Origin of the sequence: Lysinibacillus sp. Bpr_S20 (assembly GCF_023337835.1) — a bacterium.
In the GTDB taxonomy this organism is placed as follows: domain Bacteria; phylum Bacillota; class Bacilli; order Bacillales_A; family Planococcaceae; genus Lysinibacillus.
The window spans coordinates 647,076-670,729 of record NZ_JALNLQ010000001.1 but is presented as its reverse complement, the minus strand read 5'-3'; the positions used below and the strand labels follow the sequence as shown (position 1 = coordinate 670,729).

The 23,654-nt window shown below is 34.0% G+C and carries 21 protein-coding genes and 1 pseudogene; 6 read left to right on the top strand and 16 right to left on the bottom strand.

Annotation, left to right across the window (positions count from 1 at the left end):
• Window positions 1-632: 632 nt before the first annotated feature.
• The 4 genes from MWJ95_RS03295 to MWJ95_RS03280 form a co-directional block, all read right to left on the bottom strand.
• Entirely contained in the window at window positions 633-1,025 is a 393-nt protein-coding gene (locus MWJ95_RS03295) for a GNAT family N-acetyltransferase (RefSeq protein ID WP_249104231.1), read from the bottom strand.
• 99 nt (window positions 1,026-1,124) lie between these two features.
• Entirely contained in the window at window positions 1,125-2,174 is a 1,050-nt protein-coding gene (locus MWJ95_RS03290; protein ID WP_249104229.1) for a serine hydrolase domain-containing protein, read from the bottom strand.
• Window positions 2,175-2,356: 182 nt separating this feature from the next.
• Window positions 2,357-3,157, bottom strand: a complete 801-nt coding sequence (locus tag MWJ95_RS03285) for a MerR family transcriptional regulator (RefSeq protein WP_283175700.1) — start codon at window positions 3,155-3,157, stop codon at window positions 2,357-2,359.
• Between the two features lie 39 nt (window positions 3,158-3,196).
• Window positions 3,197-3,709 carry a GNAT family N-acetyltransferase gene (locus MWJ95_RS03280; protein WP_349294130.1) on the bottom strand — a complete coding sequence of 171 codons (513 nt, stop codon included), beginning with the start codon at window positions 3,707-3,709 and terminating at the stop codon, window positions 3,197-3,199.
• A 590-nt stretch (window positions 3,710-4,299) separates the two neighbouring features.
• Between MWJ95_RS03280 and MWJ95_RS03275 the strand changes: the two genes are divergently transcribed.
• Window positions 4,300-5,361 (top strand): NAD-dependent epimerase/dehydratase family protein, encoded by a 1,062-nt coding sequence (locus MWJ95_RS03275; RefSeq protein ID WP_249104224.1) that lies wholly within the window; start codon window positions 4,300-4,302, stop codon window positions 5,359-5,361.
• A 265-nt stretch (window positions 5,362-5,626) separates the two neighbouring features.
• Here MWJ95_RS03275 and MWJ95_RS03270 read toward each other — a convergent pair whose 3' ends face one another.
• A complete protein-coding gene (locus MWJ95_RS03270) occupies window positions 5,627-6,076 on the bottom strand; it encodes a VOC family protein (protein WP_249104221.1) in 450 nt (149 codons plus the stop codon).
• Between the two features lie 118 nt (window positions 6,077-6,194).
• On the opposite strand from MWJ95_RS03270, the gene MWJ95_RS03265 reads away from it, so the two are divergent.
• Window positions 6,195-7,133: a helix-turn-helix transcriptional regulator gene (locus MWJ95_RS03265; protein WP_249104219.1), complete on the top strand. Its 939-nt coding sequence runs from the start codon at window positions 6,195-6,197 to the stop codon at window positions 7,131-7,133.
• Between the two features lie 55 nt (window positions 7,134-7,188).
• Here the strand turns inward: MWJ95_RS03265 and MWJ95_RS03260 are convergent, their stop codons facing one another.
• The gene (locus tag MWJ95_RS03260) at window positions 7,189-8,850 is read right to left on the bottom strand and encodes a M28 family peptidase (RefSeq protein WP_249104216.1); all 1,662 of its coding nucleotides are present in this window, start codon (window positions 8,848-8,850) and stop codon (window positions 7,189-7,191) included.
• A 170-nt stretch (window positions 8,851-9,020) separates the two neighbouring features.
• Between MWJ95_RS03260 and MWJ95_RS03255 the strand changes: the two genes are divergently transcribed.
• Both MWJ95_RS03255 and MWJ95_RS03250 read left to right on the top strand, forming a co-directional pair.
• A complete protein-coding gene (locus tag MWJ95_RS03255) occupies window positions 9,021-9,650 on the top strand; it encodes a TetR/AcrR family transcriptional regulator (RefSeq protein WP_249104213.1) in 630 nt (209 codons plus the stop codon).
• 178 nt (window positions 9,651-9,828) lie between these two features.
• Complete coding sequence (locus MWJ95_RS03250; RefSeq protein WP_249104212.1) at window positions 9,829-10,347, top strand: GrpB family protein; 519 nt, start codon at window positions 9,829-9,831, stop codon at window positions 10,345-10,347.
• Window positions 10,348-10,712: 365 nt separating this feature from the next.
• Here the strand turns inward: MWJ95_RS03250 and MWJ95_RS03245 are convergent, their stop codons facing one another.
• From MWJ95_RS03245 to MWJ95_RS03210, 8 genes are all read right to left on the bottom strand, one after another.
• Entirely contained in the window at window positions 10,713-11,090 is a 378-nt protein-coding gene (locus MWJ95_RS03245) for a VOC family protein (protein ID WP_249104209.1), read from the bottom strand.
• Between the two features lie 168 nt (window positions 11,091-11,258).
• Window positions 11,259-12,662: an alpha/beta hydrolase family protein gene (locus tag MWJ95_RS03240; RefSeq protein ID WP_249104207.1), complete on the bottom strand. Its 1,404-nt coding sequence runs from the start codon at window positions 12,660-12,662 to the stop codon at window positions 11,259-11,261.
• Between the two features lie 457 nt (window positions 12,663-13,119).
• A complete protein-coding gene (gene ant(9) / locus MWJ95_RS03235) occupies window positions 13,120-13,920 on the bottom strand; it encodes an aminoglycoside nucleotidyltransferase ANT(9) (RefSeq protein ID WP_249104203.1) in 801 nt (266 codons plus the stop codon).
• A 104-nt stretch (window positions 13,921-14,024) separates the two neighbouring features.
• Window positions 14,025-15,164: a serine hydrolase domain-containing protein gene (locus tag MWJ95_RS03230; protein WP_249104200.1), complete on the bottom strand. Its 1,140-nt coding sequence runs from the start codon at window positions 15,162-15,164 to the stop codon at window positions 14,025-14,027.
• Entirely contained in the window at window positions 15,149-15,604 is a 456-nt protein-coding gene (locus MWJ95_RS03225; RefSeq protein WP_249104197.1) for a GNAT family N-acetyltransferase, read from the bottom strand. Before MWJ95_RS03225 ends, MWJ95_RS03230 begins: the two co-directional genes overlap by 16 nt.
• An 858-nt stretch (window positions 15,605-16,462) precedes the next feature.
• Window positions 16,463-16,909 (bottom strand): GNAT family N-acetyltransferase, encoded by a 447-nt coding sequence (locus tag MWJ95_RS03220; RefSeq protein WP_249104195.1) that lies wholly within the window; start codon window positions 16,907-16,909, stop codon window positions 16,463-16,465.
• Window positions 16,910-17,115: 206 nt separating this feature from the next.
• Window positions 17,116-17,694: a pyridoxine/pyridoxamine 5'-phosphate oxidase gene (locus tag MWJ95_RS03215; protein ID WP_249104192.1), complete on the bottom strand. Its 579-nt coding sequence runs from the start codon at window positions 17,692-17,694 to the stop codon at window positions 17,116-17,118.
• A gap of 46 nt (window positions 17,695-17,740) precedes the next feature.
• Window positions 17,741-18,844, bottom strand: a complete 1,104-nt coding sequence (locus tag MWJ95_RS03210) for an NAD(P)/FAD-dependent oxidoreductase (RefSeq protein ID WP_249104190.1) — start codon at window positions 18,842-18,844, stop codon at window positions 17,741-17,743.
• A 702-nt stretch (window positions 18,845-19,546) separates the two neighbouring features.
• Here MWJ95_RS03210 and MWJ95_RS03205 point away from each other — a divergent pair.
• Window positions 19,547-20,585: pseudogene (locus tag MWJ95_RS03205) on the top strand (flavin-containing monooxygenase).
• A gap of 528 nt (window positions 20,586-21,113) precedes the next feature.
• Here MWJ95_RS03205 and MWJ95_RS03200 read toward each other — a convergent pair.
• Window positions 21,114-21,674 (bottom strand): helix-turn-helix domain-containing protein, encoded by a 561-nt coding sequence (locus MWJ95_RS03200; RefSeq protein ID WP_481817338.1) that lies wholly within the window; start codon window positions 21,672-21,674, stop codon window positions 21,114-21,116.
• A gap of 166 nt (window positions 21,675-21,840) precedes the next feature.
• On the opposite strand from MWJ95_RS03200, the gene MWJ95_RS03195 reads away from it, so the two are divergent.
• Window positions 21,841-22,722, top strand: a complete 882-nt coding sequence (locus MWJ95_RS03195; protein WP_249104187.1) for a DMT family transporter — start codon at window positions 21,841-21,843, stop codon at window positions 22,720-22,722.
• Window positions 22,723-22,974: 252 nt separating this feature from the next.
• Here MWJ95_RS03195 and MWJ95_RS03190 read toward each other — a convergent pair whose 3' ends face one another.
• A complete protein-coding gene (locus MWJ95_RS03190; protein WP_249104183.1) occupies window positions 22,975-23,529 on the bottom strand; it encodes a TetR/AcrR family transcriptional regulator in 555 nt (184 codons plus the stop codon).
• Window positions 23,530-23,654 lie beyond the last annotated feature (125 nt).

The following is a 23,654-nucleotide window of genomic DNA, read 5'->3' as shown; positions in this document are numbered from 1 at the left end:
TTTCTAGAAAAAAAGGTCTATTCAGATTTTTAATACCTCTGAATTAGACCTTTTCTTGTTCGGCTTAAATATAACTATTTTGATGAGACATTTAAGTAGTTTATTTCCATTTCTCTTGATGCCACAGTATTTGAGTGGAAAAATGTATTTCAGATAAATCTCAAGGTAAAAGTAACTCTTCCCTAAGCGACATTTCAGGAGTAAGACAAAACCGAGTCCAACCATTGTACATTGTGTAATGGCCTCTACACTATTAATACTAGTTCGGTCAAGCTGACAGCCCCTTTTATCAATAACGTGCGATAGAAGAAAGTTTGGTAAGAGCAACCCTCACCTAATAGTATATCTTTTGATACAATATTAATGTAGAACATGTAGTTAATGGGTAGTTGGGGAAACCCTCCCACAGAATCTTTTTCAAATTGTGACCTTAACGAGGGCCTAACAAAAGACGAACGTGCGGATATCGTTCGCAAAAAAGCCGGAGCAGTGCAAGTAACCGGTATGTACAGAGCATTTATGCCTTGGAATAATTACGTGAGAAAACTTTAACTTCTATCAGAGGCAGTTTGGACTTCCTATGAAAAGAAACTTAATCTCGCATTCATCTCACCACCTATAAAAGTAGGAGACTAAATTTTTATAATGGCTAATACATCTTCACCCTCTGAATCCATACCTGCTTCAACGAAACCGAAGCTTCCGTAAAAGTCTTTCGCTACAGGATTATTTGGATTGTAGCAGATTTCAATCTCTTCTAATCCATCTATTATTTCGTCAAGGGCTAGTTGCAAAGCTTTACGTCCGATTCCATTGTTTTGATAGTTTTGGTCTACCATAAATCTCCAAATCGATATTCTCTTTGGTGTTTCAGGCACCCACATGAAAAATCCAACAGGTTTCCCGTCTAAACAAATTGCTCGTGTTTGAAAAGAGGCGTTGAATTTTGACTCAACGAGTGACCACATATTTTCTGCTACATAATCATACTGATCTTCAGCTACAGATAGGTCACATATCTTCATAATTATTTTTGTCCACATCAGTAAGCGTTATATTCATTTATTGTAATCTCCTATATAATTAGTTTTAGCAACAGAGATTTTTACTAGGAGTCTCTGTATTTATTTCGTTGCATTTTTCCCAAAAATAATTTCTGCAATTTTTATAGCATATTCTTCATTATCAAAATCCTCATAATTACTTAATACTGCAATCGTTAAACGTTCTTCAAGAAAGCGCATAAAGTGAGAATGATAGCCTGCCCAGAGTCCTGAATGCTCCAAGTAGGAACTATCAAAATTTTTATTTTTAGACAAGCCAAAAGCATAGGCTTCATTATCTATAATTAGCTCACCAGTTGAAGAAGTTTTTGGTCCTACCTCACCCATTCTTTTAACAAGCTCTTTCCCACCAACAACGCCTGTAGCGAAGTTTTGTCCCCATTTGACTAAATCTTCAACATTTGTATGAACCGCTCCATCCCCAGTATGTTCCCAAGGACTTTCATAAATTTCAAATTCACCTTGCTCATTCTTTGTGTACCCACGAGCAATCGGAATATTAGTTGGATAGATATCCACGATTGTTGTATCATTCATATTTAAAGGGCCAAAAATACGTTCCTTCGAAAATTCACGAAGAGATTTTCCACTAGCTATTTCAACTACTAAAGACAATAAAAAATATCCTGTGTTACTATATTCAAATTTTGTTCCAGCCGGAAAATCTGCAATTTGATGACTAGCAAGATGTTCTAGAGATTGTTCAGCAGTTAATTTCTCTTTATCCGAAATCCCTGATTTTTCAGCCAATTCCATATAATCTACCAATCCACCAGTATGATGAATTAAGTGTCTTAGCGTAACAGATTCAGCATATCCCCCCAGAGTAGGTATATACTTTAAAATTGAATCGTCTAAACGCAGTTTCCCCTCCTGCTCTAATAACAAAATGGAGAATGCTGTGAAATGTTTTGAGACGGATGCGAGATTGAAAACAGTTTTTGTTGTTATGGGTAATTTCTTTTCTATTGAATCTAAACCAATTGCCCCCTTATAAGTTACACCATCATCAAAACTTGCAATATATGCACAGCCCGGTTCGTCTGGTGAAAGGTTGTTAAATAATTGTTGAATTGCTGCATCTATCGTTTGATTACATAAACTTTTCATATAAATTCACCTCTTAAAATTAAATTTTTGTTTACCATAAGGTTATGGCCCTATTGTAAAGCCTCACATAGTGATAAACTCAAGTTTCTCATACATAAAGAAGAACCTTTGCAAAACGGTCGTGATGTTTGCTCCAACAAAATTTTCATCGCGTCCATCCTTAGCAAAGGCTTCTCTTCGAATTAGTGTTTTTTTATAGCAATACTAACTTCTGTGACGTATTCATCTCTATCTAATGTAATCAATTCATCTGTATAATATCTTTCAATAAAAGGGCCCTCTAAATGATATCCATTTAAATGAGCCCAATCATATAAGGCACTATAGGCATAACTTATACTGTCATAATTACCTATATGTATAGTATAGATATAATTTGCTTCCTCAAAAAATTTTATTCTACTATCCTTTACTTCCTCTTCAACTATTATTGGTTGGCATACTTCTACATCATACTGTGAAAAATCCCCTTCCTCCATAGAATGAAAAATCGCCAAATGTTTGCCCTTCAAAATTAGATCCGTTTTATTCACGGATATAAGAAGTTGATCTATTAACAACTCCAAGCCATTTTCATCGACAACTTTTCTTAAGCATATAGCATGAAATGGTTTCCTTACTCCCCTAAACACGTCATAGCTGTTAACCCTTGTTATTTTGTTCTTCGGTTCAACATAAGTTTTCATTTCCTCTATAAGTTGATAATATTCAATAGTTTTTTCATACAATTCAGCAATCTTCTGTTCATATTTGTCTTTCATTGTTGTGGCATCCATTTCCAAAGCATTTTTTATTTCATCAATGGAAAAATGGTATCTACGTAATAATTTTATTTTATTTGCTTTAGCAATATCGTCGTTCGTAAAATATCGATATCCATTCGTTTCATCTTTTTTTGGCTTTAATAAACCTTTCTCATCGTAATATCTTAGCATTCTTTTAGATATTTTATTAATCATCGAAAATTCCCCTATTTTATACAAGGCGAAACACCTCCTTTGTTAGCACCATTTAGCTTATTGTTAGTCCTTAATCTTATATACATTTCTATAAAGATTTTCTTTATAAAAAACAAATTCTTCACCCGTTAAAAGTTGAGGATAACTCATGATTTTAAGCGGTAAATCATCCTGCCCCTTTTGAAGAGGAGGCTGTACATACTCGAAAGGATTAAGGTGAAAACCTAATCGCTCATAAAAGCCTATTCTTCGTTGCGCCAATTCCGTGTCAGGATGCTCAACCTCCAATAAAATAGGTTTTATTGATTCTTTCATATACTTGGTGATCATTTTTCCACCTACTCCACTTCCTCGCATAATTGGATCAACAGCAATATGTTCTACAAATCGGAACATAGGAAATTCCCATGTAGCTAAAAAAGCAAAAATTTGGTTGTTGTTATTCGTTTCCGTAATAAGACGGTAATGTTGATCGGACAGTAGCTCCTTTTGCCCCATATATGTTCTTCTCTCACTTTCCGGAAATGATACTTCCATAAGTGCGAAAATTTTATCAAAATCTCTTTCGTTCATCATCACAATTCTCCTTTATCTACTATACTTAATTACATTTATTTCAAATTCAAGAATTTTTTCAATTTTCAATCCAATTTTCCCTTATTGATAGTCTAAAATATATACTTATACTATTATCTCTTACATTAATTTCCCCTTAGCGTCATTCGTTTTGTAGCGAAACTCTAATCAGTGGTGGTTTTTTCCCCACTGATTATATTATTTTTTCACTAATTGGGCTTTTACGGGCAGCCCCACCTACTTCCACTGTTTTCGTTGAATTTTGAAGGTGGAAGTCTTACTGCCATTCAGATATTATAAAGCTTCACACAGTGTCAAACTCAAGACTTTTCAATCCTGATCGCCTTTATCTTGCACCCGAGCAGTTTTTAGTGGTGTACCCAATCACTTTTCTCTTAGACTCGAACAGTACAGTTCTTCATCATAGTTTTCTAATTTAGTAAACTTGCCGATAAAGAAATAATCTAAGCTTATCTAAAAGCACCTCTTCGATTCATCTTAAAATTTTTGTTCAATTCTTTTATTCAATAGTGCTTGCTTTTTCTAAGAAGTCTAATGATATAATAGGTGGAAAACAATGGAAAGTAGAGGTGTCCAAAATTAAACTTCTCATTATTGGAGGAACTAATTTTATCGGGCCATACGTAATTCACCATCTTCATGCCATGGGTTATCATGATATTACTTTATTCCATCGTGGCAAGACCGAAGTCGACTTGCCTCCCACTGTAAAGCACATATATGGGGACAAAATGCATTTAGATCAACACAAGGCAGCATTTAAATTATTGTCTCCCGACGTTGTAGTAGATATGATTGCTTATACAGAAGCAGATATCGAGCCCGTATTGCATACATTCCGTGACATTACGAAAAGGCTTGTGATGATCAGCAGCCAGGATGTTTATCGTGCTTATGCTGTAGTCCGACAGGCTGACAAAGGGCCATTAGAACCAATGCCGATTTCAGAGATTTCTACAGTTAGAAATAATCGTTACCCATACAAAGACCCAGCTAAGGATCCAGACGATTGGTGCAATCGTTATGACAAAATTCCTCTAGAAGAGATGGTCATGAACGACCCTTACTTATCAGCAACTGTTGTCCGCCTACCCGCAGTTTATGGGCCAAATGATCCGCAGCATAGACTATATCATTATTTCAAACTAAAACCACTGCATGATGAACGACCGTATATTTTACTGGATGAAGGTTATGCAAATTGGCTTTGGTCACACGGATACGTTGAGGATGTCGCTTATGGCATTGCCTTAGCAATTACGAATGAACGTGCAGCAGGACGACTCTATAACATCGCAGAGCTTCAGACAAGAACGATGCTCGAATTCATTCAGGCCATTGGTAATCAGCTAAATTGGCAAGGTAAATTCATTCAAGTCCCATCTGGTCACCTTCCAGACGAGCTAGGTATTCCCTTGCGTACGGAACAAAATATTATCGTCGAATCCAAGCGAATTCGAGAGGAACTAGGTTATCGAGAAATTTTCTCTTTTAAGGAAGGGCTGAAAAAAACGCTTGAATGGGAATTGGCTCACCAGCCAGAGGGAAATAATCATGTTGTTGAAAAAGATGATGAGTTGCTTAGTGAATTACGCAAAGCCGGAATAATTGGTGCAGATCAAAATTCATAAAAAATACACTGTGAGCTTTTGAAGTCAAGAGTCCGGAATCAGCAATCTCCGATCCATTATCAAGTTTGCTACTTTTCACCGACTCAATCCATTATTTACGATAAGCAATAAATAAGCTGGGTATTGATTACTCCTATACCCAGCATTTCCCACCTCTAAAAGCTGCTTAAAAGAGCTTAAATAATAGTTTGTTAATCAAGTTATTTTCAAACAGGTATCTCCATCTAACTTTTAGGCTATGGCCCTCTTACTGCCCAACCATTTGTTAATGTAATCTATCGTCAAACATTAATTGAATTTGAATACCAAAAGGATCTTCAATTATACCGTATGCTTTGCTAAAAACATTATTAGACAATGGAACAATTATTTTTACTCTTTCATCTGCCGTCAAGCTTTTATAAAAATGTTCAATTTCTTCTAAGTCCGCACTTTGAATACACAGTGAAGTGTTGTTTCCCACTACATATTTTTCTGTAACATCCAATATTTCTTCTGCTAGCATTACCTTTGTTTTTCCGATAGATAAGACGGAATGGGAAATATAATTTTTATTTTCTTCCGTAAGGTGCAATGAGCTATCGCGTTTTGCCATGTCTTCATAGGTAACGAGTAACAATTCCTCTGCATGAAAATGCTTTTTGTAAAATTCAACCGCTTCTTCAGCTTTTCCGTTCATAGATAAAAAAATGGCTACTTCTAGTGTTGTACTCATAGTATCAATCTCCCTGTAAATAATGATTTTAGGTAATTATCTTATCAATTGATATTACCTTGACCTTATTTTAAGATGTAAAGATATCAAAACACGACACCTTTAAGGAGTTTTAATAATGAAGAAGTCAGAAAGATTAAATGACATGATTAGATACTTGAACAACCGGGAGTACTTTAATTTAAATGATCTAATGTCTAAATACAATATTTCCAAAAGTACGGCTCTGCGTGATATTAGTTCATTAGAACAATTAGGTATGCCTATTTTTTCTGAACATGGCAGGCATGGTCGTTACGGTCTCTTAAAAAATAGACTATTATCCCCCATTATCTTTACGATAGATGAAGTATATGCTCTGTACTTTGCAATGCTAACGTTAGAATCTTATCAATCAACACCATTCCATTTAAGTGTTACTAAACTAAATGAAAAATTTGAAAACTGTCTGTCTAAAAATCAAATAAAGCACATCCACCAAATGAAAAAAGTACTGCAATTTGAAGTAAATCAACATAATAATATTAGTCAGTTTTTAGATAAAATTTTAAAAAGCATTCTAAATGAAAGCACTTGTAAGATTCAATATTTGAAAAATAACGAGCAACAAAGTTACCATATTCAATTTTTCAAAATTTCTGCCAGGTTCGGTCAATGGTATGCTACAGGAATAGAGTTCAAAACGAATAAGTATAGAGTTTTTAGATGTGATAAATTAACTTCTATAGAAGAACAAAATATAGACTCTCACTTTTCAATAGATGACCTTATTAGTCGTTCATTAGAAATTTATCAATCGGAGAAGAGCATTGACTTTGAAGTTGAAATTTTAACACAGGCAAAGGATATTTTTTATAAAGAACATTACCCTTCTATGAATATAGAAGTTGGTAGTAGAACAGTCATTAAGGGATTTTATAACCCTGGTGAAGAGGAATTTATCGCTAACTATTTTCTGAAATACAGTCATAATGTTAAAAATGTTAAGCCTGATTCATTAAAACAAATTATCCAAGTTAAAATACAAAACCTTTTGAAACACTACGAAAAATTATAACTTGAAAGGTAAAAAGAGAAAAAAGAGAAAAACTAAATCGTTTTTCTCCTATTTTTTATGCCTCACCATTATCTTTCGTCAACCAATTCACGATTCCTACTACAGGGAATGTAATTAATGCTGTAACAACTACTATTATAGTTGCTATACTAATTGTTTTTGCTATATAAATAAGATACATAATTGGCTCGAGTAATAGAATACTAGATACTATCCATCCTGCAACTGCTACATAATGATAGACACCTTTGGCCCATTTTGCTTTTACTATGATTGGTAAAATCAACAGTAAACTAATGATTACTGGAATAGTAAATGCGTAGCTAATACCTTTGAAAGTAAGACTCGACATTACAGCTAATACAATCCATAAAACTAGCGTACTTATGGCAAAATTCACAGTTTCAAACTTTTTTGAAATCCTCTCTGCCAAAAAGAACGAAAGCACAATAGCTAATATCACCAACAATGTAAGGATCAACGGATCATAAGTACCAAACATAACTATCCCATCTTCATCTATTGCAACATTGAATACAATTGTTAATAGACGAATTAGAAGGAAATAGAAAATGAAAATAGAGACGAGGCTACCAATCGTCGCTATAAAACTAAAAACAAATCCTTTAATCTGTGTCACTTGCTTTTTAAAGCTGAAGAACAATATTGCGACTGTTAAGATAAGTAAAATAACCATTAATGGAAGTACAAACTTTTCTGAGTACACAACTAATACTTTTTTCATTAATGGGAAGTAAATGGCATCACCTTTACTATCTTCTAAAGCTTGGAACTCTTTTGCGTCCATCATCATAAACTTTTTTACTAAAGGAAGAACATAGTCACCAAAGTGACGAATCGTTTTCTCATCACTATTCTCTATACGATCTATCTCTGCATGATATGCCTCTAAACCACCCATATTTGCAAAGTTATACCCTAATTTTTTTGTTACTTTTAATTCCGAAAAATCTGTATCATTCGGCATCTTTTTATACATTTCAGAAGCAAAGGAGTATGCTACAGGGTATGGAACAGTCTCCTTAAAAAATTGCGCCAACTTTAAATCATTTGCATTTGTTTCAAACATAATTGGTACCCCTGTATTACCTCTTGCCTCGAAGTTGAGCATAACACGTACTTTGTCTAAAATATCCGTTCGATCTTGTAAAGCACTCGCTCCGAGTAAACCTTGCTCTTCACCGTCTGTTAGAACAAAATAAATTGTATTTTTAGGTGCCGGCATTTGTTTTAAAGCTCTTGCTGTCTCCATAATTGCGACAACGCCATAACCATCATCTGATGCTCCAGGAGTTTCTATTTCAGAATCATAATGAGCTGTTAATAAAATCGCATTATCATTACCGGATGTCCCTTGGATTTTTGCAATTATATTTTCAACGTTCTCTGCACCTATTTCTATAGCAAACTCCCCACCATTTATATCCTTCACTGGCTTTGATTGAATTTCAACAGGAATATCTATATTTTGAAAATGTTTAACAATATAATCTCTTACCTTTTTATTCGCAGAAGAACCTATTGGGTGCGGTTCCTTTGCTACTTCTTTTAAATAATTAATGGCTCGATCCGATGAAAAATCCTTTTCTGTTTCCCCTACTTCTTTTTGAGAAGGACTTAAAAATTGACTAAAACTTATAAAAGACGTTAACAATGCAAGTAATATCGCAAAAATAAGTAATTTTCTTTTTTTCATCTATTTCTCTCCTTATCTTTTAAACAAATTTTTAATAAACAAATTGTCTTCATCCAAAACCTAACCGAACGGTCAATTAAATTGTACCCAAAACTAACCAATCGGTCAAATAAATTGTTTGTGATATAATGAATAAAAATGTGACAACCATTCTGTTAGGAGGTACTTTAATGATAGATGGTAGGAAAAAAAAGGGAAATAAAACAAAAGAGGCGATACTAAATGCTACTATTTCGTTAATTGCAGAAAATGGTATAGAGGAGTTAAGTGCTAGTAGCATTGCAAAAAAGGCAAATGTCAGTAAAGCAAGTGTATTTCATCACTTCGGTTCTATGGAAACTATTCAACAAGAGGCTTTTATTTTATCTGATATACTCATGAATGAAGCTTTAGAACAAATTTATATTGAATCTAAATTAACAGATTCTTTTTCAGATATTATGTTAAAATATTTTCTTTTTTTTATTGACGAAAAAAATAAAGAATACTTAAATCTGATTAATGTTCAATTACAGTTCGTAGTGAAATCTTCGTACGATAAAGAGTTTGATGACCTTATCTTCAATCAAGACAGAGATAAGACACCTTTTGATTTATTTGAGGTTTTATTAAATGACTTTTATGGTGATCAATTAACCCCTTCTGACATTGAACTAATAAACGATTTAATAGTTACTTATTTAAATGGATTTGCGACTTTTCTAATATCATTAGAAGACAGGGAATGGATTATTTCATTGTGGAAAGAACAAATTAAAATGACCGAAATCTATATTCAGTCACTTATCGACAAGAAATAAAAGGTAATTTACAAAACACGTGATGGTATGATAAAAAATTCACTCTTTCTGATTAATTTGAATAGTTAGGATTGATTTCAACACTCCTGATGTAAAGCTTCATTGACAACCAATTCAATTTTTTATATTCTGTAAAAACGCATAAAATTTGCTAAATTGGAGAATGGGGTGTATTGAAATGATTATTAAAGTTGTAGATTATAATCTGAATTGGAGTAGTGATTATCAACAAGAAGAACATTCTATTAAGAACATCCTTCAAGAAGAATTGGTGAAAAGTTTTCATATTGGAAGCACATCAGTTCCAGGTCTAAAAGCAAAACCAATTATCGATATTTTACTAGTAGTCAATGATATTCATAAGTTGGATTCTTTTTCTAAACAATTTCAAGAGATAGGCTACGAGGTCATGGGGGAATTCGGGATAACTGGAAGGAGATATTTCCGTAAAGGTGGCGATCATCGCACACACCAAATTCACGCTTTTCCATATAACAACATTGAAGAAATAGAAAGACATTTAGCATTTAGAGATTACCTTCGAGTGCATCCCGAAGTGTGTAGGCAATATGGGGAACTAAAGAGCCAACTTGCCGAAGCATATCCAAATGATATAGAGGGTTATGGTGACGGGAAAGATCATTTTGTGAAAAGCGTTGAAAAAGATGCTATAAAATGGTTTTGGACTGTCCGCTAAAGTTAAAGTAATCCACCACACTGTTTGTGATGGTTATTATAAAAGCTTATTGACGAGTTAGTTTTGCGGTTAGAGTTAATAGATTGAGCTTTTTCCGCTATATCTACTATAAAAGCGTACCTGCTTATTACAGGTACGCTTTTTATAATCTCAGATAGAAACAAAAATTTCTACTACTAAAATATTAAGTTGTAATTTTTCTCTTTACCAATCTCTATCTTTATATTTTAATGGTTTTCTAAACCCCATTTGCCCAACAAAACAAGTTAATTTTATCATCAAATGCAGATGGGGAAGTATTTAAAATTATCCTATTTTCATAAAGCGTCCTTTTATTAACTAAGAAAGTTAAATTGGTTGAAAAGTTAATAGTTAGAAATCTCTATTAAATTACCATCTGGATCCCTTATATAAATAGAGGTTATCGATCCTAATGCTCCTGTTCTTTTTACTGGACCTTCTTCAATATGAGCTCCGTAACTATCTAAATGGTCTATCACATCTAATATAGGAACATCTGTGATAAAACATAAATCAGCAGTACCGGACATGGGTGTTTTTGCTTTTGGTTCGAATTCTTTGCCTACTTCATGTAGATTTATTTTTTGCTCTCCAAAGTGTAGTGCCTTTCTTCCTTCTCCAAATGTAATAACTTCCATTCCTAAAACTTGACTATAAAATTCACATGTTTTATTAATATTTTTTACAGTCAAAACCAAATGATCTAATTTAGAGATTTTCATTGAATCACCCCTTTTTATTCTTTAAAACAAATAATTCGATTTATTATTCGGCAATCCAGCTTTTAGTTTAAGCTCAAACCCCCATAATACTACTATATTTTAACAAAATACTAAATTTTCTTTTATAGTTGTTTAACAATATGGCAAATAAGTTTCTGAACAACTTTATCAATTCACTTGAAAATCAACTTCCGGATATTTGGCTGCCAGCTTGCTCAGGGTCGAACCGTCGTCGATTTGTTTTACATACCGGTCAAAAAAGGCGAGGCTAAATTCGTTGATGATACGATGAACTTGTCGTGGATTTTCGCCATTGCTCCGCAACAGAGGGGAGAACAAAGAAAAATCAGTAAAGCTCATATGGTTCGTATGGGGGATGACCATCGACATGCCACCGCCGGCAAGCGCTCGTTTATCGCGAGCCTCCACTTCTTGAGAATCTTCATCGAAATCTTCATTGGAATCCTCATCAGATTCTTCACTATTATCAGCACTCATGAGCAGAAACGGCTTGCCAATTCCGGAATCAGGAAAAACAGAGCCGTACAACGTACCATCCATATTAATGGCTGCCTTAATACGTGAGTCTTCTGCTAACATCTGCGCAGCAGTAGCCCCACCGTAAGAATGCCCGAACATTCCGATACGGGAGGTGTCGATCCTCCCTGTAAAGAGATCAGCCTCGTCGCTTTGATTTAGCTTCTCCACTTGATCAAGAACAAACGCGACATCTTTCTTCCATAATTCGATGTGACGATCTGATTTGGCAAAATCGTTCAAATCGATAGACTGTAAGTACGCAATTCTTCCGTCCGGATAGACGGTAGCGGCAGCGTCAAATGAATGATCAATACCTAGAACGATATAACCTTGACTGGCCAACGACTCAACTTCAAACGTGTTTTGATTTCGAAACCCGCTAAAACCATGGGAGAAGAGCAATACAGGATAACGACTCTCTGAATTTGACAGTCGAGCTTCCTCGTACGCATGCGATTTCACCAAACCTAGTTGGCTGAATGCAAAAGCAGGAATAGACAACGCTTTTTCTAGCCCTTCAGCAATCTCATTTATGTTCCGAATATAAGGTGCGCGCTTCCCCTCGCCTGTTTCCTCAGCTGGATACCAAATCTGCACCATTAGCTCTCGTCGATCATTCGGATCTTTAGTATTAGGTTCATCCCGCTTTTGGTCGACCCAATGATATAGTGTCGTGCCAACGGTAAAGGGACCTGTCGGTTTTTCAAATGAAATCACCGGCAAGAGTGAGGGCAGAGCAACTGCTACAGACAAATAAATGATCAGCATCATTGTCTTAAATGAAATCGAAATCCAGCTTTTGCTACTCTTTTTTCGACCTGCAAATTGATAGTACATTATCAAAATAACTGGAGACAGATAGGCTGGGACCATCTGCCAGCGGAAGCCTACTGCAATAAGCTGCACAATAACCAAACTAAAGGCAATCACCGATGCGAAAGCGGCCCATCGTTTTGTTTTTCCATTTACTAACATCACTCTGCTCAGAATTCCAAAATTAACAACTATCAAAACAATATCCCAAAAATTCATTTGCTTTTCCCCTTTGACTGCATTTTTATCATCATGGGCTCTCCAACTAAGTTAAAGAAAAAAATCATATGTACTGCCATTACGTCAATCTCCTTTTTCTATTTTTTTGTAAAATACGGCACTTTAAAAACATAATGATTCAAAAAGAAAGGATTATTATTTTTATGTAGTTTTTCTGGTACCGAGGAAGAAACAAACATTTCTCAACATATAATTTATTCCAAAATAATTGTCTCGCAACACAAAACTAACCGAACGGTCAAATAAATAATATCAAAAACTAATCAATCGGTCAAATATATTCTTTGTAAGTTGTCTACCCACCCTACTAACATTACTGCACATTCCAAGCCCACATTTTATACAAAAATAAAAGAATCCGTTTTGAATAAAATTTAATCAAAATGGATTCTTTCTTTGTTGCGTATTGTTCAATTTTTATAAAAAGGTTTCCACATTAATGCTTTTCCAAGGTCTCGCTAAAACAAGTTTCTATAGAATTTTTCATATTATTAACGAGTGCTGTCACCTCGGAATCTAGTCCTTCCCACTTATCAACATAATCTCCTCGATAAGCTTTTCTGGCTAAGTCGAGTAAAGTCGAATATTGTTTGGGTAACCGAGGTATAGCCCATTTTGCAGCCACATCTTTTGGAGAAATTTCACCGATAGACACTGTCTGCCACATTCGCGCTAGGGTTAAAATCACATTACGCTCATCACCTTTGATACCCTCAATCAACCCTGGCAAAGAATCCTTTATCGCTCTTCGAATATCTATCATCGGAACGGGGTCAAGCACATCTGAAGCTACAGGACCAAATAGAGAAATGCTATTTTTTCTCACTTGTGCTAAAACAATAGCTAAATCAGGATCATAGGTTGGTTCCTGGATTTTTCCTTTCTCATACTCACTCCTGAGCCACTCACCATAGATAAATTCATTTCTTGGTGGATATCGCCAAGGTACAACATCGCCATGTTTTATAACCGTGACTTCAAGTGGTCTCATAGAATCTGTATTACCTATCTTTCCAGATATAAACATTAGTCTGTCTGTTAGTTTTTTTCGAATACCTTCAGATAAACTATGATTCACGACCACTAGAACATCTACATCACTGTTAATGCGTAAACCACCATTTACTGCAGAACCAAATAGATATACTCCAACTATTGAATTTCCAAGCAAATCCTCTACGATTTTTAATGCTTGCCAAGCTTGCTTTGGTATTTTTTCATTTCTTAAATCGCTCATCAAAAACAAACTCCTTTAATTATATTTAGAATGTACATTTATATTGGTTTCATTGGTATTCAATCAAATGACCGATTACTAAACAAAAGAATAACATATGAATTTTATTTAATTGGGCAATTTATTAGTAGTTTCATTAACTCATCATATTTCTCTTCATTCATACTGGAGTTGTCAGTGTTTATAAAAGTTATTATACCTACATTGTTTGAATTTACATACATCGATGTATCTACTCCGGGATCACTGCCAGTATGTCCCCAAACCTTTTCGCCGCTATAACTCCAGAATAATCCTATATTTTCATTAGTTTCTTTGCATTCCGGAGGAACATTATTGTCGTTAAATTGTTCTTGCAACATTAAATCAATGCTTTTCGCGGTAATAAATGTATCTTGTCTTTTCATTACAGCTTGCAAATATTTCGATAGATCATTTACCGTTGTCATAACACCTCCGTCGGGATATGTAATTAATTCATAAGCAGGCATTGGTTCAAGGGTGGCACCCATGGATTCTGTATGATTGGTAAAATCAATCCTCAGTTTAGAATAATTTAAAGCTATATTTGCTAGTTTGAATTCGCTCCTGTTCCAACCGCTGTTGTTCATAGATAGCTTTTCAAATATATTTTTCCTCACATAATCGGCATATGTCATTTTGCTTCTTGCTTCGATGCAGTATCCTGCAAGTGCAGACCCGATATTACTGTAAGAAAAGCTTGTTCCTGGTTTTTTGTTTGAGAAATTGTCCCTTGAATACCATTTACCCTCAGGATTCAGATAGCTATATAAGAAATCTTTCAAGGTCATATTCTTTGCGCCATAAGCACTGTATGAATAGATATATTTAGTTTCGTCGTCCTCAATTCCAGATGTATGTGAAGCAAGATTTTTTAACGTAATTTTCTCATTTGGGAAATATGGGTTTACAACTTTAAAAGGAAGTATGTCATTGATATCTTCATCCAGAATAAGCAAGCCATCTTCCTGAGCTTTTGCCAATGCCCCCCCAATAAAGGTTTTACTTATAGAAGCAATATTGGTAACTGTGTCCAACGTGTAAGGAATTTTCTTTTCAATATTGGCATATCCGATCTCTTTCTTGTATAATACTTTATCCTTAGTAAATACAAGTACAGCTACGCCAGGAACTTTAAGCGAATCAAAAAGTGATGTCAGCTGGTTGTCGAATTGCTGCACTTCTTTAGATATAGTAGTAGATGTTTTTATAATTTTTGACATAATACCACTTCTCCTACTGCAATTTCCCCTGTTTTTTCAAACCCAATTTTTTCATATAAATAAATGGCTGCGCTATTTTCGGGTGCCGTTCCTATTCGGATCTCAATATTTCCATATTTTTTTCTGAAAAAGTCGAGAAACATTTTAAGTGACTCCTTACCATAACCTTTATTTTGATAAGCCTTATCAATCATAAAACGTTCTATCCACCATGAATCCAATGAGTAATCCTCATCAGCAGGGTAAAAAACATACTTAATAAATCCAACCATGTTTTCTCCTTGATAAATAGCCATAGGATAAGCTTCAACATCTTCATAGTGCACTTGAAGAAGAGATAAATAATTTGGTGAAATGAAATTTTGTTGTTCTTCTTTTACATTTAACTCCACACATTCTCCATAATTACTGCTATCAATTTCTTTAAAATTTATTTCCATAACCTAATCTCCCTATTCAGTTTAGTACAATCAATTGTGTTGCAACAATCTGGATAACATCAGCAATTTCTTTTTTTCGTTATCAGTTGAATTCATAGCGTATTCTGATCCCGTACCAGACAGTTGAGACACACGAAAAACCTCCGTTTATTATTGTTATTGTTACTTTAAAGATACTTCGACTAGTTTCACTCTTCCACTTTAGAGCACTACCGCTAATAATTGATATGCATAGGAATCTATGCTCAACCATTTTTCACATGTCATATCCTCTTTTTTTAATTATTAATTAACATACCTTCGCTCCTTGCAAAAAGTACTTACTACTTGCTCTCATAGTTGATGTATGCTAACACTCAAGCCTTACCTAAGTTGTTCTTTTCGTAATACTAAAGACTTATAGATTCCTTTTTATTAACAAGAAGATTAAAAAACAAAATAATGACAAGGGAATTTTTTGCTATGTCCTTCAATATAATTTAAAGTGAATCATCTTTTTTACTACTTGCGTATAAAATAAATTTTGTATTAGCATACTTAAACTGTAAGATTCCAAAACCGCTACATATGCTCATTGACTAAACTAGATTCACATAACTTCGAGCATTTATAGCGGTTCTTTTTCTTCTACAATTTCAAACAGTCATGGTACTAACTCTTCAAACGCAATATATTGAAATAATATACTTTTTGTTATTTTCTTTAAAATGCTTACTCATAAGCTTCAATATTTGGTGTATCTATATTGAAAGGATGTAGGGTGTCTTCTACCATTAATATAATCGTTTCTAAACCTTCCAAAAATGGTGTCGGTAGAATACTACTATATAAATAATGGCCATTCACTATTAGATACACTCACTTTGCGAGTAAAATTGCATTATCAGATACTTTGAATCCATTTTTAATATAAAATTTTTCTGATGGAAACCCCTTGGAAGTAGTTAACACAATAGTATTTATATCTTTCTTTTTAATGTCAGATTCAATAAGTTCTAAAAACTTACTACCTACTCCTTTTTTTTGAAATTTTTCACTTACACAAAATTGATCAATGAAATATTCCATTCCTTTTAGACATGGCTTTTTTGCTCCTAGGCTCAAGCCAACAAGTTCATCACCTATTTTAAGAACGTAACCAATAAAATAATCGTTTTTCATATAATTCTCAAAAAAATCTACAACTTGTTTTCTTGACTCATAAACATCATTCCAAGGTTCTTTTGAAAAAATGTCCATAAATAAGTCAACACAATTATCAAGCATGTCGCTTTTCATCGAATATAGATTCAACTCTAAACTCATATATATCTACCTCCATTAAATCTAACAGTTAAAGTTAAATATGTTTAAACTATTCAAGCCAATGTAAAAAGAAGGGTGTTTTTTCACTTCTGTCCCAGGTAGTTTAGAAGAGAAAAGTTGTTTTGCGAAGATCGGTGTTCGTTTCATATACAATAAACAGGCAAGAGGCAACCAGCTTCATTACACCGAATGAATTTTTCATTAGTTTAAGGTTGCAACAAACTTTTTTTCCATCCATCTCCAAAAGTTGAGTATAATTCTCTTATATGTAGACGACTTTCTTTAAAAGTTAAAAATTCAATAGACTCAGGTTTAACGATAAAGCCTCCCCAATTTTCAGGTTTCGGTATTTGCATTTCTCCTATGTTCCTTTTAGCTTCCTCAAACTGTTTATTTAAATCTTGTTCTGATAAAAGAGGCTGACTCTGTTTACAACTTAATGTAGTTATTTGTGCATCTCTAGGCCTCATCTCCCAGTATTTTTCTGAAATAGATGATGGAATTTGTGTTGCAATTCCATTAACCCTTACTTGATAACCAATTGCTTCCCACCAGAAAGTTAACCCGACCTTTGGATTTCGTTGGATATCCCTCCCTTTTTGAGAATCAAGGTTGGTACAAAAAATAAATCCACTGTCATCAACAGCTTTTAAATCTACAAAGCAACCAGATGGAAAGCCATGCTCGTCAATCGTAGTAACACATACTGCACTTGGATGCTTTAGTGTCGAATTGCTTTTTGCTTTATCCCAACATGCTTTAAACTTAATAATTGGATTACTCATCTTTTCACTTCTAATGTCATTTAAATAAAAGTTTTACTAAAGATATTTATTCTATAACTTGTTGCATCCCACTTTTCTTATCTATTAGTGATGAATCATTTAGTGGATAAAACCTAGATATTCTACAACTTTCCAAGTCTTTCAACTGCATATTATCCACAATCTCCTTTGCAACCAATCGACTAATAATAGGCGATAGCGTGATTGCTGAATGCATAACTGCTAAATAAAGTCCCTTTACCTGATCATGAAAACCGACAATGGGGTAACCGTCTTTAGGCATCGGCCTCATTCCTACTTTGATGCTTTCTAATTCTAAATGTTCCCCTTCTTTCAAATCGTGGCAAAGGGTATCAAATGCTCTTCTTCCAACCGCTTCTGGTCCGTTTTCTCCATGGTCATCCAAATAATCTTCAGCAGCAATTAAAGTAGTATCAGATAGTTGTCTTGCCTCAAATCTTGAATTAGAAATTAATGTGTGAATAAGCTTTTTTGGAGATTTCATACGAATAATAATAGAGGGTGATGACTCAACAGGAACATCTATACTAAGAGGCTTACAAAGCTCAGGTAAAGCTGTACCAGTTGCCAATACAACGACATCTGATTCTATAAAGCCTTTTGAGGTATGTATGCCAACAACTTTAGCATCCTCAGTTTTAATTCCTGTTACTTTTGTGTCGAACAATATTTTTCCCCCATTACCTTGCGCTTTCTTTACTAAGAGATTCGTTAGAATGGTAGGGTCTACCGCACCTTCTTTATAGGCATAGAGTGCTTCATTTGGATATTCTTTTAAAGAAGGTTCCAAGTCCGATACTTGTTGGCGAGTTATTTTTTCAACATAAGATTTATGGCTGTTTACAGGAATTCCCCATGAAAGAGAGCCGTTCCAATCTACCTTTAATTCTGGGATCTCTTTTTCCAATACATGATATTCTGCTAATGACCTCTCATACAAATGTTGAATGTTCTCTTGAACACGCCCTGAAGGATTAATCCAAGCAAAGGAGTTTAATGTTACACCACACCCTGCTTTTGAGTGGCTCTCAACTAAAGTGACATCTTGATTTTCCTTCGATAGATTATAAGCAATAGATGCACCAATAATCCCTGCACCAACAACTATAATCTTTTGCTTTTTAGTCATTGCTTTCCCCCCTTGTACTATTTAAATAATTTATACTAAACGTTTAATCAACCCTTTTACCCTATTAATAAAATTATAAATGCTATGATTGTTTAGAGAGATGTGGGAGATTGTTAATTAATTATTGAATCGTTGCATCTTATTAAAAGTAGAAATTTAAGTTAACAGCAAGACACCTCTTCTTAAATACAAAGGGATCCTGTTCCACTGACTCACTCGTAGTCAAGCGCTAGTGTAGTGAGAGAAATAGCTGCTAGATAAAGTGAAGTTTTAATCAGTGTTTTTTTATCCCCACTGATACGTTCAGTCCCCCCAGATTCTCTGAATTTTGAGATAAGCATAATTAAGTCAATTATAAAGCTTTACATTATGTGAAGCTCAAGTTTTCATTTTAAATAATGAAAAGAGAATAACCCCGAGACTTTGTAGTTCCGGCAATCAGCCCCACTGAATTTGTCATATTCTTTATTGTTCGCGGTTTACCTATTGGTACTTTCCAGGCGTAATTGATTAAAAATCTGTTGTCATTGGAATAATTATATTTCGACATCCCCTACGCAAACTAAACCTTATGTTTCCTCTTAGTCTGATTGATGAAAATTACTTGACGTATTAGAAGAAATTGTTATAATGACGATTGTATATGAATATATGATTAAATGTTCATATATTGATTTAAGAATAGAAAGCGAGATGAAAAAAATGTTAGATATTATTGTGATTGGTGCTGGGCAAGCTGGATTAAGTATGGGGTATTATTTGCAGCAAGGAGGCTATAATTTTGTCATACTTGATGGGGAAAAAAGAATTGGAGATACATGGAGAAATAGGTATGATTCTTTAATCCTATTTACACCTAAATCCTATAGTTCACTGCCTGGAATGAGATTGGAAGGAGATAAAAACGCATTCCCTACAAAGGATGAAATTGCGGATTATCTTGAAGCATATGCTAAACGTTTTTTATTACCGGTGAAAATGGAGACAACTGTACATAAAGTACAAAAAATAAAAAATACATTTACAGTCTCTACTGATAACGGGATATTTCATTCTAAACATGTAATCATCGCGTCTGGAGCTTTTCAGAAACCGTTTATTCCTTCAATATCCCAAAGTCTTTCAAGAGAGGTGTTTCAAATTCATTCTTCCCAATATCAATCACCAGAGATGATTCCAGATGGTCCTGTACTTGTGATTGGAGGAGGAAATTCTGGTACACAAATTGCTACTGAACTTGCAGAAAATCGTGAAGTAACCATTGCTATTAGCCATCCATTTAAATTTTTACCACTTAGTATTATAGGCAAAAGTTTTTTACTGGTTAGAAAAGATTGGTCTATTATATGCAGGAACGGATACAAGGCGCGGTTCATGGTTCCGAAAACAAAGTGATCCTATTTTTGGACTTGAGTTAAAGCATTTGATTCGTAAAGAGAAAATTACTATTAAACCAAGAGTCATAGAAACACAAGGTAGAGAAATTATCTTTAATGATCATAGTAAAAAAAACCTGCAAAATATTATTTGGTCAACTGGATTTGTTCCTGACTACAAATGGATAAACATAGAGGGAATTTTAGATGCAAAAGGTTTTCCTCTTCATAAAAGAGGTGTGAGTCCAATACAAGGGTTATATTATATTGGACTACCGTGGCAACATCAAAGAGGATCGGCACTTATTTGTGGGGTTGGAAAAGATGCTGAGTTTTTATACTCAATTCTGAAAAAGAAGATTTAAGTTTTTCAATTTCGCCTTGGTGTAATTGATAATTGTTTTCCCCCTTTATCCATATTAGTTCATTAATAATCACTTCTTACACTATTGTTAAGTACCCATATTATATCAGCCTAGATTATTCATTAACACATACAAAGCCCAAGGAAAAGACGACCATAGTTTTTCCTTGGGCTACTCTTATTCACTTAAAACACGAAAAAAATCTATTTCTATTAAGGTTATTGCGAATAAACAACACCACCAAATTACATTGAAGAAAGATCATATTTAGCGAGAATTTAGTATGAGTATACGGAAAAGAAATATCATTGGATTTACTATTTTAATCGCTCACATGATTGCAATTTTAATCCCAGATTTTGCAAATATAACATCATTCGAATGGCTATCTACTTTTTTAAATCATATTCACTATATCCTAAATCTATTGTATCAAAATACTCAAATTTTTATGGAAATTACTATGCATTTTTTGTTTTTCAATGCCCGATAAGTTTCTGCTTTAATATTTACATGTGAAGGAGCTATTTAAACTAATGAAGGGGTCAGGACGAATAAAATATGATTAGGTTCATCATTTTTGTTCAAAAATCGGTGTTTAACATTTGGTGGAATGCGTACGACATCTCCTTCATCTAAAAAATATTCGGTGCCTTCCAGTTCAACATAGGTTTGACCTTTCATAACAACAGCAATCTCTTCTTTGTCGTCATGCGAGTAATGACTCTCTGTAGTAGTAGAATGTGCATTCAAATCCATCATTAAGAGTTCAATATGTGCCTTCATAAAGTCTGGTGTTAATACATCATAGACAATATGGTCACTATTTTCACGATATACTTTCTTTCGATCTTGCTTTCTGGAAATGAGAGAATCTGTATCAATTTCATTAACAAACAGAGTAAAAAGTGGCACGTTTAGTGCTTGTGCAATTAACTCTAGTACATTTAACGACGGATTCCCTTGTCCTCTTTCAATCTGGCTAATAAGTGATGTACTAATTCCTGCATAATCAGCAAACTCACGAATTGTCATACCATTTTTCTTACGATAGTTTAATACTGTTTGTCCTAAGCGATGATTTTTCATAGCAAATGCCCCTTTTAAAATAATGTATATTTAATGCCTTTTGTGCTGACATACTAAACATCGAGAAATAATGCTTTTTTCAATAACAAAAATATTTCATACTTACATTTGTACATTATAATGTATTAATTTTATTATAGTAAACAAACTACGAGGGGGAACATTATTGAAATCACCACTTATTTCTTACACAATCTTATTTTTGGGCGTATTTGCATTATCTACTTCAGCAATCTTTGTGAAATTAGCAGATGCACCTGTAACAATTACAGCATTTTATCGGATGCTTTTTGCAGCAGTAATACTTTTACCATTTTTATTCGTAAATAAAAAGAACCGTAAAGAATTAAGTTCGTTGTCAAAAAAACAATGGGGACTTGGAGTACTCTCAGGTTTATTTCTGGCAGCACACTATTTATTGTGGTTTGAATCATTAAATTACACATCAGTAGCAAGTTCGACTGTCATCGTTACATTACAGCCACTTTTTTCGATGATTGGTGGTTATTTTGTATTTAAAGAGCGCTTCAGTAAAGGTGCTATAATGGGCTGTTTTGTAGCGATTGCGGGAAGTATTGTCATTGGATGGCAGGATTTTCAAATTAGTGGACAGGCATTATTTGGCGATATACTTGCATTTATTGCAGCAGGTGTTATTACGGCCTACTTCTTCATTGGTCAGTATATTCGTAAAAGCCTATCTCTTATCCCTTATTCAATCATCGGTTATATCAGTAGTGCACTATTTTTAAGTATTTTTGTTTTCAGCCAGCAAACTTCTTTCGTTAATTATTCCACACAAACATGGTTGTCCTTTATTGGATTAGCGTTTATTGCAACGATATTAGGGCAAACTATTTTTAATTGGTTGTTGAAATGGCTTAGTACCTCAGTTATTTCAATGAGCATATTAGGAGAAACGATTGGAACTTGCATACTCGCTTATTTCATTTTGGATGAGGTCATTTCTTTACAACAAGGTATAGGAATCGCACTCATCTTAATTGGTTTAGCATTATTTTTACTACAGCAAATAAATAGTAAATAAATAGTAGAGAACTATATATGGAAATAATCAGAATACAATAATAGCTTTTTAAGAACAATTATTATAGGAATATCTTTTAAAATTTCTTTGTTCAACAAAAGAGGGCTCTAATTAAAGATTGTATCTTATAAAGACCAAACTAGATAAATAAAGAACCAACTGTTTTGATCAAACTTTGTTTCAAAACAGTTGGTTTCTTTATGTAGAAAATCAGCGTTTGCAACTTACTTTTAATCGAAATTTATTCAAAAGCTACATTTCCTCAACATCAAAAATATTCCCATTCACTAATGTATGAAAATATTCATCTAGTTGCTCTACGCTTACTCGATTCGAATTTTTACGCACCCATTCGCTTAAAGCAACCATTGTAGCCACATGGAATTCAGCTAACAAATCATGCGGAATATCGATGGTTTTGGAATTTTGGATAAATTTTAATGAGTCCTTTTTCAATAATCGCATAGAGTAAGTTGTCATACAGTCAAAGAAAAGTTCATCACCTCGTTGTGCATGAACTAGTTTATCGGATTTGGAGTCTTCAAAGAACTCACTGGACCAAAAAAATGGCTGTAGTATTCTTTTTTCCAGTGGAGTATCCCAATAGCCCTCCATAATTTCATTTAATCCGTACTCTAGCAATCTAAATTTGTCATCGAAGTGTTTATAAAATGTAGAACGATGAACCATCGCTTTCTCGCAGATTTGATCGACTGTTAATTTAGAAAATAATATCTTCTTTTCTGTCATGAGGTCATACATTGCTTTCCATAACAATTGCATGGAGCGACGTTTTCTTAAATCCATCCGCATTCACCTTCTTTGTAATCAATTTCTCCAACATTTATTCAATTTTGTCTCCTAACTACCCAAAGTAGAAAAATTGAATATATTTCACTATGAAATATACTTCTATAATTGAAAACGCAACA

Excerpts from the sequence above, each read along its gene's own strand:
- MWJ95_RS03200 (WP_481817338.1), bottom strand. The coding sequence starts at position 21,674 with ATGAAAAATCATCGCTTAGGACAAACAGTATTAAACTATCGTAAGAAA.
- MWJ95_RS03190 (WP_249104183.1), bottom strand. The coding sequence starts at position 23,529 with ATGGATTTAAGAAAACGTCGCTCCATGCAATTGTTATGGAAAGCAATG.
- MWJ95_RS03225 (WP_249104197.1), bottom strand. The coding sequence starts at position 15,604 with ATGGAAATAAATTTTAAAGAAATTGATAGCAGTAATTATGGAGAATGT.
- MWJ95_RS03270 (WP_249104221.1), bottom strand. The coding sequence starts at position 6,076 with ATGAGTACAACACTAGAAGTAGCCATTTTTTTATCTATGAACGGAAAA.
- MWJ95_RS03295 (WP_249104231.1), bottom strand. The coding sequence starts at position 1,025 with ATGAAGATATGTGACCTATCTGTAGCTGAAGATCAGTATGATTATGTA.
- MWJ95_RS03280 (WP_349294130.1), bottom strand. The coding sequence starts at position 3,709 with ATGATGAACGAAAGAGATTTTGATAAAATTTTCGCACTTATGGAAGTA.
- MWJ95_RS03245 (WP_249104209.1), bottom strand. The coding sequence starts at position 11,090 with ATGAAAATCTCTAAATTAGATCATTTGGTTTTGACTGTAAAAAATATT.
- MWJ95_RS03240 (WP_249104207.1), bottom strand. The coding sequence starts at position 12,662 with ATGAATTTTTGGGATATTGTTTTGATAGTTGTTAATTTTGGAATTCTG.
- MWJ95_RS03215 (WP_249104192.1), bottom strand. The coding sequence starts at position 17,694 with ATGAGTAATCCAATTATTAAGTTTAAAGCATGTTGGGATAAAGCAAAA.
- MWJ95_RS03260 (WP_249104216.1), bottom strand. The coding sequence starts at position 8,850 with ATGAAAAAAAGAAAATTACTTATTTTTGCGATATTACTTGCATTGTTA.
- MWJ95_RS03230 (WP_249104200.1), bottom strand. The coding sequence starts at position 15,164 with ATGTCAAAAATTATAAAAACATCTACTACTATATCTAAAGAAGTGCAG.
- MWJ95_RS03210 (WP_249104190.1), bottom strand. The coding sequence starts at position 18,844 with ATGACTAAAAAGCAAAAGATTATAGTTGTTGGTGCAGGGATTATTGGT.
- MWJ95_RS03220 (WP_249104195.1), bottom strand. The coding sequence starts at position 16,909 with ATGAGTTTAGAGTTGAATCTATATTCGATGAAAAGCGACATGCTTGAT.
- MWJ95_RS03265 (WP_249104219.1), top strand. The coding sequence starts at position 6,195 with ATGAAGAAGTCAGAAAGATTAAATGACATGATTAGATACTTGAACAAC.
- MWJ95_RS03255 (WP_249104213.1), top strand. The coding sequence starts at position 9,021 with ATGATAGATGGTAGGAAAAAAAAGGGAAATAAAACAAAAGAGGCGATA.
- MWJ95_RS03250 (WP_249104212.1), top strand. The coding sequence starts at position 9,829 with ATGATTATTAAAGTTGTAGATTATAATCTGAATTGGAGTAGTGATTAT.
- MWJ95_RS03290 (WP_249104229.1), bottom strand. The coding sequence starts at position 2,174 with ATGAAAAGTTTATGTAATCAAACGATAGATGCAGCAATTCAACAATTA.